Origin of the sequence: Candidatus Cardinium sp. TP, from assembly GCF_025215055.1 — a bacterium.
Taxonomy (GTDB): Bacteria; Bacteroidota; Bacteroidia; order Cytophagales; family Amoebophilaceae; genus Cardinium.
Genome location: NZ_JANAVR010000031.1, coordinates 1 through 11,288 on the forward strand (window position 1 = coordinate 1; position 11,288 = coordinate 11,288).

The following is an 11,288-nucleotide window of genomic DNA, read 5'->3' on the forward strand; positions in this document are numbered from 1 at the left end:
AAAAATTAGTCCTTGAAAAAAATAATCAAATTGCGTATCTTAAAAGAACACCTGACACATTAAACTTAACTGACAACTTTAGACACTAAATTTTTATTGCCTGTCAGATTAAATCCTAACTACTACACAACTTAAGGCGTCAATTTTATCGACTGTCCAATAAAATATAATTTTAATTTTCCTGCTGAAAAACAGATTGTTTTATTATTTTTACTGCGCGGCAACTTTTTATCGGTGGACATGAAACACGATGCAGTACCATGCACGGTGGACTATACCAACTAGCCATTTGCTCCTCTGTGCTAGAATAGATTTCCCCTAAGTTGACGACATTTCCTACAGAGATATCCAAAATGCAGCTTACTACACGATCGTACCCTTTTAGTTAATTATAGAGCAGCCGCATCATTTTTTTTACCCAAGGCTTCAATAGCAGCTTGGATACAATAGATAGCGCAGCCCGTTGCATTGCACCATATAGCTCCTTTTTAACTTTTGTTTTAGTATTGCTGGATACCAACCACCATAGAGACAGCCCACTCAAAAGCGCCCCTCCAAACAAGCATAACTTTTTAGACATAAGGTTACAGGAATAAAGCCAACGTGGTAAGCGAAAGACAGCCAAAAGACCGATGGCCCTTTTGACTGCTTGTGCCCTTAAACCTAGTTAAGATAGACCCTTAACGGCGTTTTTAACCGTATTGATTGCATCTGCTGCTTTTTCAGAAGATGATTGCACACAACCAGAAAGTTGCTTAGCCCTATTTTGGATAGCTTTAAGGATTCTTTTTTTAGTATTATCGCAGACTAAAAATCCCAATATAGCACCTAATACCACACCTAACACTAGGTAACATACATTTCTAAACATAATTTTACTTTAATTTAAAGTGTTAAAGAATGAATTTTACCTTGAATATATCCGTTCAGCGCTCTATACCCAGATAAGCTGATACCGACTCAACCTTAATCATACCATTTCTAATCTTACCTTTTTCCAATTCCTGTGCTATTATGTAAATAAGGCCAACCTATTCCATAACATTTAGCACTTCAATTGGCATCAGGATCTGAATGGACACCTCTAAATTTAGATATTTTAAGCCAACAAAGCTACAGACAAGATAAAAATTATAGTATGCTGAAAGTCAAGCAACTAAAAAAGATGAGTTGCCATTTTAAATATCTAATTTAGCATATTTAGCATAGCGTTCTATAAATTCTCTGCGTGGTGGCACCTCATCGCCCATTAACATAGAAAAAAGGTGCTCTGCAGCCAGTGCAGAAGCTATGGTTACCTGTTTTAGACTGCGTCTGGTGGGATCCATAGTAGTATCCCAGAGTTGGATTTCATTCATCTCACCCAAACCTTTGTAACGTTGTACAAATACCGCATCCGTTTTCCCGTCTTTAAGGCTAAACTGGGTGACCCATGCTTCTTTCTCTGCCTCTGTCCAGCAATATTGCGCTTCTTTGTCTCGTTTCACTAGATAGAGTGGAGGAGAGGCAATATATAGGTATCCCTTTTCTATAATGTCCCGCATATAGCGGAAGAAAAAGGTTAAAATAAGCGTACGAATATGACTGCCATCTACATCTGCATCGGTCATAATCACAATTTTATGGTAGCGTAATTTATCTAGATGTATCGCTTGCTCATTCCCATCTGTGCCCATGGATATGCCTAATGCAGTGATCATGTTCCTAACCTGCTCATTATCATATATCTTATAGCTTTGTGCTTTTTCCACATTTAGAATTTTACCCTTTAAGGGTAGGATCGCTTGGAATCTTCTATTTCTACCCATTTTAGCCGTACCACCAGCAGAATCACCTTCCACTAGAAATAGTTCACAAAGGGCAGGGTCCCGTTCGGAACAATCAGCTAATTTGCCAGGCAAGCTGTTGCTCATCAACACATTTTTGCGTTGGACCATTTCACGTGCTTTTCGGGCAGCTTGGCGGGCCTGGGCCGCTATAATCACCTTATTAATAATCAGTTTGGCCTCCTTAGGGTGTTCTTCTAAGTAGTAATACAATACTTCCCCTACACAGCTTTCTACCGCGCTTTGTACCTCTGCATTGCCCAGTTTGGTTTTTGTTTGTCCCTCAAATTGAGGTTCTGCTACCTTTACAGAGATGACAGCGGTTAAACCTTCTCGAAAATCATCTCCAACAATCTCTATTTTGGCTTTCTCTAATAAACCAGATTTGTCTCCATAGCTTTTTAAAGTGCGGGTTAAGGCTCTTCTAAATCCAGTGACATGCATACCCCCTTCAATGGTATGTATGTTATTGACATAGGAAACGACTGTTTCCGAATAGCCTGTATTGTAGGTCATCGCCACCTGTACCACCACATTGTTTTTTTCTCCCTCTACAAGGATAGGCATGGGCATAATGGCTACCTTAGTGCTGTCTAAATGCGCTACAAACTCTAAAAGCCCTCCTTCAGAGTGGAAAGTTTGACTGAAAGGATTACCTTGTTCATCTCGTTCACGGAGATCCTCTAGTTGCATCTGTAACCCTACATTTAAATAGGCTAGTTCTTGCAACCTATTTACAATGGTATGTAAGTTGTAAACCGTCGTGGTAAAAATAGAGCTATCTGGGATAAAATGAACGGTCGTACCGCGTAAGTCTGTCGTACCTATCTCTTGAACAGGGTAACGTGGAATGCCTTGAGCATACGCTTGTTTATAAATTTTTCCATTTCGGTATACGGTCACTTCTAAGTGAGTGGATAATGCGTTTACACAGGAAACCCCTACACCATGTAAGCCACCAGAAATTTTATAGGTATCCTTATCAAATTTACCACCTGCATGCAATATGGTCATAACGACCTCCAAGGCTGATTTTTGTTCCTTTGGATGCATCTCAGTGGGAATGCCCCGACCATTATCCCATACGGTAATGGTGTTATCCTCATGGATAATAATACCAATTTTTGTGCAATAGCCTGCTAAAGACTCATCAATAGCATTATCTACTACCTCCCAAATAAGATGGTGTAATCCCTTGATGCCTACATCTCCGATGTACATGGCAGGACGTTTGCGCACAGCTTCTAGTCCTTCTAGGACTTGGATGCTATTGGCTGAATAATCATTATTGGTTCGGGTCATCTTTAACAACTGGTTTAAACAATAGAATACATATACGAAGATAATAGCTTTAGCGCAAAGGAACACTATATTTCAATGAGTGTCATACCGGCCATACAATGTATCGGGCTTTGCAGGGTGATGCTTTTTACTAAGGGGTGGTTACTTAAGTAGTCTCGTATAGCATTACGCAAAATGCCCTTTCCCTGTCCATGGATGATTTTTAATCGACTATGACCCAATAGTAATGAACGATCTAGAAATTTTTCTAATGCCAACAATGCTTGCGCTTTGTTGAAGCCATGTAAATCAAGCATTGGATCGGTTTGCATGGAGGGTGGGCACATCGTACCAATATTGGGTTGCTTAGCTTTTGTTGGCATAGATGGAGAATGATCTACATGTTCAACAGACTGAAATGGAAGATAAAAGTACAGATTTCCAACAGAAATCAATACGTTATCTAAACGTATATCCACTACTTCACCTATAGTAGTTTGATTTTTAATCCGTACATAGCTGCCAATCGAAATAGGCATATCTAAAATATTAAAAACTAAGTAGATAAGGCCTCTAAAGCTAGACAAACTTTTTCATATATCTTTAGTGCCCTAACTTCTTCTAAATAATACCTTATACTGGCTTGAAAAGCTTCTGGTTCCACTTTATACAACGCTAATATTTTTTGATGGTTTTGATGACGCAATAGCTCTATGGTTTCTGGAGAATAATAGCTATAGTATAACCAACCATCGAGTAGCTCTAGATCCCTTATTATATGGATAAAAACTGTTTCGTTGATTATAGTAGTGGGCGGATGGTGGGTCGTTGTAAATGGTGACTTGTTGACCCAGTATAATAGGGACAATGCTAAAAGAATGGTAGCTATTTTTTTCATATTGCAAAGCAGAGGTTAAGCGGTTAATTGTATGTAAAGTTAAGTAAAAACCACTATATTGAGTAAATGTGGCGTAAAAATTGGGTGGTCTTCTTCCAAAGAAACAACCATCGCAACAAGTAAAATTGAGCGACTCCAGCGCACCATTGCAGCATATGGTGAGTAGCTGAACAACGGGATCATTAGGTGCATATAACGCGCAAGTTACGTCAAATGATGTTAAAGATTCGACCACTAGCCCATACCGCCCCCTAGGAGGCAGATGGATTTGTAGGCGCCTCATTACCTATTTTATGTAAGTAGCGATAGCTCATATAAAGATTGATTATGGAAGTCTTCCCAAAAAAAATTCTTTCTGTTGTTCATCCAAGCAAATTTAACTTCGATAAAAGTATCAACTATCACTTGTCTATCAATATAGGTCATGGTTTGATTAAAGTATGTTGTATAGAACGCACTACCCAAGCGTGTTTATTACTCGGCATATATACACTGCCGCTCGATAAAAACCACCCAAGCTATGTCAAGAGTTTAGAGCAATTGTACAATCAAGATTTTTTTTTGATTAAAAAGAACTGGTGTTCTGTTACCTTATCTATTTCTAATCAAAAATTTACCTTGTTGCCTCATTTACTACTCAGCACAAAAGATTTGTCTACCTATATGCATGTTGCTTGTGGTGTAGACCCAAACGATGAAGTGATCTCTTTTACCCATGCATTGGCAAAAGTATCGGTTGTCTTTGCAGAGAATGCTACTGTATTAGATTGGTTTAGAAAACGTTATACAGGTAGTAATTTTCATATTGTCCACCAGGCAAATGCCATTATAGAAGGATGCCAGCTAGAATGCCTATCTAAAGCAGAATTATTTGTCTGGTTGGCAGAGGACTATTTGTATATAGTAGTCCATAATAAAAGACAACTACTCTATTGCAATGCGTTTGCTTATAAAACATCCGATGACCTTTTAAGTTATCTGTCGGCTGTCATCCAGGTGATGCAGTTAGAACGTACTTCTTGCGCATTACTAGTGGGTGGATGGATTGAAAAGTGGTCATTGGCCTATCGTCAGTTGAAAGCCTATATTCCAAGAACCACCTTAAAAACGAAGATTAACTTTTTACACTCAAATTCATATGCTTGTAAAGCCAGTGGCACCTCACCTATGTTGTATTTTGATTTGATGAGCGGTTTCCTTTGTCATACCCATAGCAATAAGTCAACTGCTGTTGTATAGCTATACTATTGGTAACGGCTGCTTATCCTTAGCCCAATCTTTCTATATATGTCCCTTATTTTAAGCATTGAAACCGCCACAGCTGTTTGTTCCGTTGCGTTACATCACGCAGGTAAACTTATAGCGCATACCGATCTTTTTATGGGGTGTTCCCATTCGGAATATTTGATGTCTAGTATAGCGGATTTATTAAAAAATAGCGATTATAACCGCAAATCGTTAGCCGCGATAGCCTTATCTTGCGGCCCTGGTTCCTATACTGGGTTACGGATCGGCACTGCAGTAGGAAAAGGCCTTTGTTATGGCTTAGACATTCCACTTATTTCAGTTGGCACATTAGAAGCCATGGCATATGGCATGCGCCCATTTGTAGATGCGGATACGCTATTATGCCCGGCCATTGATGCGCGGCGAAACGCTATCTATACCCTTATAGCAAACCAAACAGGGCAAATCAAATGCCCTACCCATGTAGCGCTATTAGATGATAAAGCATATAGGGATACGCTACCGGACAAAGCTTTACTTTTTTTTGGGGATGGTACGCAAAAATGTAAAACATTTCTTATGGAACACCGTAATATTCGCTTTATAGAACAGGTTGTTCCTTCTGCCATACACATAGGTTATTTGGCCTTTGCTAAGTTTCAGCAACAGTTTTGGGAAAATATAGCCAGTTATACACCCTATTACTTAAGCCAGTTTCAAGAAAAATAAAGGAATATGGAATATTTATTTGCTTTTTTTTAAGATTAGCCTTAATATTGCTTCTATTAAGTCATTTTAGTGGGGGCGGCTTGGCTTATAGTAAGGCTAGGTTCGTTTTTCCTAATGGAAGTTATAGTAAATCATAGAAAGCGTTTATAACACATACAACTTTTAATATTAAATATGAAAGGAATAAAAAAAAATTTGATGACAGGTGCCTTAGTTTGTGGTGCTGCGTTTAATGCACATAATGCGCATGCGGAAGTAAGTAAGTCCAGCTATGGTCTTAAGGCTGGCTTAAGTTTCTCTCCTTATGTAGGATACCCTGAAGGTGTTAAAATTGACAATAAAGCAGTATCCCATAGTATATTTGATACTCCATTTGTATTTGGAAACTTGTATTTTGAATATGCATTCACAGATTATGTAGGCGGTGAGTTAGGCGTTGGTTATATGAAGCAAGGTGCTACGTTAACAGCGGAACAAGAAAAGAACCAACAAACTCAAGATAATAATAAGGCTAACACTAAGCCATCCATTGGTATAGCTAGCCATAGTATTGCTATTCCACTCCATTTATGTGTTTACCCACTTGGTCGTGAAGAGGGAGAAGATATTTTGAAAATTAAGCTAGGTGGTTCTGCTTATATCCCATTTGCAACAACCTATAGCCAAAATAATTCAAAATCAGACTTGAATGACGATCAAAAAAAGGAGAAAGCTTCTTTTAGTATAGATGCCAAATTTGGTCTTGAATATCAATTCGATATGGGTGTTTCTATTGAAGCTACATATAGCTGGGGCTTTATGAATAGGTTTAAGTTAGATAGCGATAAGGAACAAACTATATTCTCGAATGCTGCTGGGTTGAAAAATCTTACCATACACACTGGAACTGTAGGTGTAGGTTATAATTTTGCTTCTTTGTTTTCCGAGTAATCTAGCGGGTAGGGGAGGGTAACCTTTGCATGGCCTAATTCGTTTTAGTAGCAGCTAGCTGATCTATAGCAGCTAGCTATTGCTTTATGGCCCGTTCGTCTAGGGGTTAGGACGTCAGGTTTTCATCCTGGAAACAGGGGTTCGATTCCCCTACGGGCTACGTTTTTATCCACTTAATATCTCGTATCCATTCGTATCTGTTCAGCACGATGGTTTTTTACATCAAAAAAAATCCGCCTCTGTAATTGGATAAAGTTCGTATGCGTTCAGAGCTTGGTTTTTTGTCCACTTCTTTATCAAGAAAAAAGTGGGAAAAAATGCATTTAACCAATGGGGAGAATAGATATTTTTATTTAAAAATCAATGAAATATATTCATTAAGTTGATGCCATTGTTTGAACAGATACGAAAGTTCATTATTAACCAGTATCGTGAACAGATACAATAGATCTTTTATAAAAAGTTAAACGGATGATTTAGTTTAGCTGTGGAATCAAATCTTTTAGATTGCTTATCAAGTTAATTTTTATCCCAAAAGATTTAGAAAGTTCTTGCTGTTGCGCAGCTATATATACCTCTTTAAAGCCGAGTTTTTCTGCTTCTGCTATTCTATATTCCATCCTTTGTACACGTCTAAGTTCACCGCCTAGTCCTACTTCTGCTATAAAACATTTAAAATTTGCAATCACCTTATCTTTTAGAGCGCTTACAACCGCCATACAGACCGCCAAATCTAGTGCGGTATCATCTACCCTAAGTCCTCCTGTACTATTTAAAAAAACATCACGGTCATGTAGCCGAACACCTGTTCGTTTTTCTAATACAGCTAGTAACATATTCAATCGCCTGAGGTCATAGCCTGTAGCATTGCGTTGAGGATTTCCATACTTGGTTGTCGTTACCAATGCCTGCATTTCAAGCATTAGTGGTCTCGTTCCCTCTAAACAGGAGCCAATTGCTATGCCACTTAAAGCATAATCTTGCCCGGAAAGTAGCATGGAAGAAGGGTTCTGTACACCATGCAGGCCACTCACTTTCATCTCATATATGCCTAATTCTGATGTCGGGCCAAACCTATTCTTTATGGTTCGCACCATTCTATATAAACATGGTTTATCCCCCTCAAACTGTAATACCGTATCGACCATATGTTCTAGCAGTTTGGGGCCTGCTAAAGCGCCATCCTTATTGATATGCCCTATTAAAAATAGGGCCACGTTCGAATGCTTGACGTAATGTAACAATCGGGTCGTACAAGCTTTAATTTGGTTGATGCTACCTACCGCGCCTTCCTCTTCTTCAGCATATAAAGTTTGGATAGAATCTATTACCAATACGGTTGGCTCTAAATCAGTTGCATGTTTGAGGATCTGCTCTAATACGCATGCTTGGAGTAACAAGCAACTTGATGAAACGAATCCTAAACGAGAAGCACGTATTTTAATTTGATTTTCTGTTTCTTCACCAGATACATATAGTACCTTACCTGCTTTGAACCGTAGCGCCATTTGGAGCAAAAGCGTTGATTTTCCGATACCAGGCTCACCACCTAATAGCACCAACGAACCTGGTACAATGCCTCCACCCAGTACTCTATTGAGTTCTTCATCTGCAGCACACAATCGTTGATGTGAAATTTCTTGAATTTCATCTAATCTTTTAGGATGTCTAGTAGGTCTATGCTTTTCACCATGCTTCGTGCTACCTTTGGTGGGGAATGCAGCTAGTTGATTCCATTCCTTGCAAGCGTCACACTTTCCTTGCCATTTAACATATTCTAGCCCACAATTTGTACAGACATATGCCATATAAATTTTATTTAGATTTTTAGCTATATACGATGCGTTACGTAACTTATTTCATCCATCCATTCGTTATATTCGCTTTATAGATAAAAGTAATCTTTATAGACTGTATTCCCATGGATGATCACCCATTCAATAGTGTTACTCAGCTCGATATGCCTTTTGGTAGGGCTTCATTTTATTATGCAAGCTGCACTTCTACTAATGATATGGCCCAAAAATATCTGCTACATGCGGCAGAAGGAACCGTTTTTATTGCAGAGCATCAGTATCAAGGAAGAGGACAACGGGGTAGTACTTGGACATCGGAAGCGGGTAAAAATATTCTTTTTTCATTTATCTTATATCCAGAATGGTTAGGGCTAGATGCAGTTTTTTCCCTGAATATCATTACCAGTTTAGCCATTTATGAGGTGCTTACAGGTTACTTGCAGGTTGCTATAAAATGGCCCAATGATATCTACTACTTAGACCAGAAATTGGGTGGTATGCTTATTGAAACCCATATAGGAGAGAAGCATAAGATCAAAACAGCTATAATCGGTATTGGCTTAAATGTCAATCAACTGTATTTTGAATCTTCCAAACGTACTTCCTTAGCCATACAAAAAGGCACTGTTCTGGATAGGGCGTTACTAGTAACCCAGATCATGGATGCCTTTGGTAGGTATTATGCGTGGCTACAAAATGGCAACTTCCATTTGCTTTGGGAGCAGTATATTCATATACTCTACCGAAACACAGGATTTCATAAATTTGCAACCAGGCATAGATCGCTCGAAGCACGTATTGTAACGGTTAATAGGCTAGGAGAGTTAGTGATCGCAACGCGTGATGGCAACCAATATAGCTATAAAGCCAAAGAAATTGTTTTTGTATAATTACTAACTACGCTAGTAAATAGGTACACTATTGCTTTGCAATAATCTCTCTAAGCTATAGGCCTTATCCAAACAATAATTACCTATTTGGGTTCGACATAAGCCATGCAAGTAGCCTCCAACGCCTAGTTTTTGTCCTAAGTCATGGGCCAGTCGTCGAACATAGGTTCCTTTGCTGCAAACCACTTTGAAAGTAATGAATGGCAACTCAATCGTCGTAATAAGGAAGGAATGAATAATAACGGCACGAGGGGTCAGGGCAGCTACTTCTCCTTTTCTAGCTATTTGATAGGCCCTTTTTCCATCTACTTTAACGGCTGAATAAATAGGCGGTATTTGCATGATGGATCCAACAAAGGTAGCAGCAGCAGCGATAACCATCTCCTCGGTGACATGATCATAACTAGATAGACTATCAAAGGGTGTTTCTAAATCCATAGATGGCGTCGTTTTACCAAGCACAATTTGGCCAGTATAGACCTTATCCAATGCTTGAATACTACTAATGTTTTTAGTTTGCCTACCACTACATAATAAAAGTAACCCTGTGGCCAGCGGATCCAAGGTACCTGCATGGCCTATTTTTTTTATGTTTAAGGCATGACGAACCTTTTTGACCACATCAAAGGAGGTCCAACCCAAAGGTTTATCTACCATAAAAATAGCCTCAGAAAAGTCGTTTGACGGTTGATACATAGTATTAAATATGAAAGCTACTAACTTCGATTCTTAAGTAATGGCAAGATAGCAAATCTCATAATGCTTGCGTTGACTCAACAATAGAAAAAATATTGCTTTTCAAGTTGTTTTTTTATCCATACCTGATTCGATTTAGGTACATGCACCTGCTTTGTTTTACCAGAGTTGAACCAATATGTATCTAACAAGTAACCATTACCTTATGCTGAGCATCTTTACAAAAAATAGGGGGCTTCTTACGTGGATAAATAGCCGATATACCCAGTATACCCATATACTTAAGCACACGATCTCTTCCTACATTAAAGCCATCTTCTTATAGTTGATTGTAGTATATATAGCGATAGCCATATTCTCCTGATATTCCCTGTAAATCGAATCTATTTTGTTTAAAATAGCTGTATTCCAGTCGTTTATTCCCAAATCCATATTCCAATCAAGATGAATCTTAAAGACCAAAGATTTGTATCACAAAAAATTTGCTTATTAACATAGTTCATTTAGAGTAGCTGGACTATACAGTTGAATGGATATTATTTGGATAATTATAAAAATTTACTTACCATTCCTTATGGGTGCTCTAGAGCCCTTGAATTAAGTTCTTTTTTTATTCGCTCGTAGAGCAAACGTTCTTGCCACAGCTTTTTTCAAGAGTGACTTTTCTATTTTTAGGAGTTTTTCTTGTTTTTGGTATGGTTGATCACCGATAGGGCAATTGGGTATCTTGAGTAAAGTGGCAACCTATAATGGGGAGCTATTTCTTACTGAATAAAGGAATTATCTTGTGGTTTGAAGCAGCCATAGCGGGCTGAGGGTATAACCTCCCCGTATGGCGCCATGCGACTAAATAAGTACCCTTTCCTTGCTCTTTTAAGATTGCCCACATTGTAGTAGTCAAGATTTAATCTGACAGGCAGTAAAAATTTAAGTATTAAAGTTGTCCGTTAAGTTAAATGTGTCAGTTAGGTTGTTAAGATAAGCGATTTGATTATTTTTTTCAAAGACTAATTTT

Annotated in this window: 11 protein-coding genes and 1 tRNA gene; 5 read left to right on the forward strand and 7 right to left on the reverse strand. The window is 38.4% G+C overall.

Annotation, left to right across the window (positions count from 1 at the left end; genetic code table 11):
* Positions 1-385 precede the first annotated feature (385 nt).
* The 5 genes from NLX65_RS03950 to NLX65_RS03970 all read right to left on the reverse strand — a co-directional run bounded on the left by NLX65_RS03950 (position 386) and on the right by NLX65_RS03970 (position 4,005).
* Positions 386-580 carry a hypothetical protein gene (locus NLX65_RS03950; protein WP_260537407.1) on the reverse strand — a complete coding sequence of 65 codons (195 nt, stop codon included), beginning with the start codon at positions 578-580 and terminating at the stop codon, positions 386-388.
* An 87-nt stretch (positions 581-667) separates the two neighbouring features.
* The gene (locus NLX65_RS03955) at positions 668-871 is read right to left on the reverse strand and encodes a hypothetical protein (protein ID WP_114909708.1); all 204 of its coding nucleotides are present in this window, start codon (positions 869-871) and stop codon (positions 668-670) included.
* Between the two features lie 307 nt (positions 872-1,178).
* A complete protein-coding gene (gene gyrB, locus NLX65_RS03960; protein WP_260537409.1) occupies positions 1,179-3,128 on the reverse strand; it encodes a DNA topoisomerase (ATP-hydrolyzing) subunit B in 1,950 nt (649 codons plus the stop codon).
* Between the two features lie 65 nt (positions 3,129-3,193).
* Positions 3,194-3,646, reverse strand: a complete 453-nt coding sequence (locus NLX65_RS03965; protein ID WP_260537411.1) for a Smr/MutS family protein — start codon at positions 3,644-3,646, stop codon at positions 3,194-3,196.
* A 17-nt stretch (positions 3,647-3,663) separates the two neighbouring features.
* The gene (locus NLX65_RS03970; RefSeq protein ID WP_260537413.1) at positions 3,664-4,005 is read right to left on the reverse strand and encodes a DUF4296 domain-containing protein; all 342 of its coding nucleotides are present in this window, start codon (positions 4,003-4,005) and stop codon (positions 3,664-3,666) included.
* Positions 4,006-4,332: 327 nt separating this feature from the next.
* Here NLX65_RS03970 and NLX65_RS03975 point away from each other — a divergent pair, with 327 nt between their 5' ends.
* From NLX65_RS03975 to NLX65_RS03990, 4 genes are all read left to right on the forward strand, one after another.
* Positions 4,333-5,244 (forward strand): DUF3822 family protein, encoded by a 912-nt coding sequence (locus tag NLX65_RS03975; RefSeq protein WP_260537415.1) that lies wholly within the window; start codon positions 4,333-4,335, stop codon positions 5,242-5,244.
* A gap of 48 nt (positions 5,245-5,292) precedes the next feature.
* Positions 5,293-5,961 carry a tRNA (adenosine(37)-N6)-threonylcarbamoyltransferase complex dimerization subunit type 1 TsaB gene (tsaB, locus tag NLX65_RS03980; protein WP_260537417.1) on the forward strand — a complete coding sequence of 223 codons (669 nt, stop codon included), beginning with the start codon at positions 5,293-5,295 and terminating at the stop codon, positions 5,959-5,961.
* 174 nt (positions 5,962-6,135) lie between these two features.
* Positions 6,136-6,891, forward strand: a complete 756-nt coding sequence (locus tag NLX65_RS03985; protein ID WP_260537419.1) for a PorT family protein — start codon at positions 6,136-6,138, stop codon at positions 6,889-6,891.
* Positions 6,892-6,979: 88 nt separating this feature from the next.
* Positions 6,980-7,051 (forward strand) — tRNA-Glu (locus tag NLX65_RS03990).
* Between the two features lie 316 nt (positions 7,052-7,367).
* Here the strand turns inward: NLX65_RS03990 and radA are convergent.
* Entirely contained in the window at positions 7,368-8,699 is a 1,332-nt protein-coding gene (gene radA / locus NLX65_RS03995) for a DNA repair protein RadA (protein ID WP_260537421.1), read from the reverse strand.
* A gap of 152 nt (positions 8,700-8,851) precedes the next feature.
* On the opposite strand from radA, the gene NLX65_RS04000 reads away from it, so the two are divergent.
* Positions 8,852-9,577, forward strand: a complete 726-nt coding sequence (locus tag NLX65_RS04000) for a biotin--[acetyl-CoA-carboxylase] ligase (protein WP_260537425.1) — start codon at positions 8,852-8,854, stop codon at positions 9,575-9,577.
* Between the two features lie 12 nt (positions 9,578-9,589).
* Here NLX65_RS04000 and truB read toward each other — a convergent pair whose 3' ends face one another.
* The gene (gene truB / locus NLX65_RS04005) at positions 9,590-10,273 is read right to left on the reverse strand and encodes a tRNA pseudouridine(55) synthase TruB (protein WP_260537423.1); all 684 of its coding nucleotides are present in this window, start codon (positions 10,271-10,273) and stop codon (positions 9,590-9,592) included.
* Between the last annotated feature and the right edge of the window lie 1,015 nt (positions 10,274-11,288).

Coding starts and splice junctions, on each gene's coding strand:
- NLX65_RS03955 (WP_114909708.1), bottom strand. CDS start 871: ATGTTTAGAAATGTATGTTACCTAGTGTTAGGTGTGGTATTAGGTGCT.
- gyrB (WP_260537409.1), bottom strand. CDS start 3,128: ATGACCCGAACCAATAATGATTATTCAGCCAATAGCATCCAAGTCCTA.
- truB (WP_260537423.1), bottom strand. CDS start 10,273: ATGTATCAACCGTCAAACGACTTTTCTGAGGCTATTTTTATGGTAGAT.
- NLX65_RS03975 (WP_260537415.1), top strand. CDS start 4,333: ATGGAAGTCTTCCCAAAAAAAATTCTTTCTGTTGTTCATCCAAGCAAA.
- NLX65_RS03950 (WP_260537407.1), bottom strand. CDS start 580: ATGTCTAAAAAGTTATGCTTGTTTGGAGGGGCGCTTTTGAGTGGGCTG.
- NLX65_RS03965 (WP_260537411.1), bottom strand. CDS start 3,646: ATGCCTATTTCGATTGGCAGCTATGTACGGATTAAAAATCAAACTACT.
- tsaB (WP_260537417.1), top strand. CDS start 5,293: ATGTCCCTTATTTTAAGCATTGAAACCGCCACAGCTGTTTGTTCCGTT.
- NLX65_RS04000 (WP_260537425.1), top strand. CDS start 8,852: ATGCCTTTTGGTAGGGCTTCATTTTATTATGCAAGCTGCACTTCTACT.
- NLX65_RS03970 (WP_260537413.1), bottom strand. CDS start 4,005: ATGAAAAAAATAGCTACCATTCTTTTAGCATTGTCCCTATTATACTGG.
- radA (WP_260537421.1), bottom strand. CDS start 8,699: ATGGCATATGTCTGTACAAATTGTGGGCTAGAATATGTTAAATGGCAA.
- NLX65_RS03985 (WP_260537419.1), top strand. CDS start 6,136: ATGAAAGGAATAAAAAAAAATTTGATGACAGGTGCCTTAGTTTGTGGT.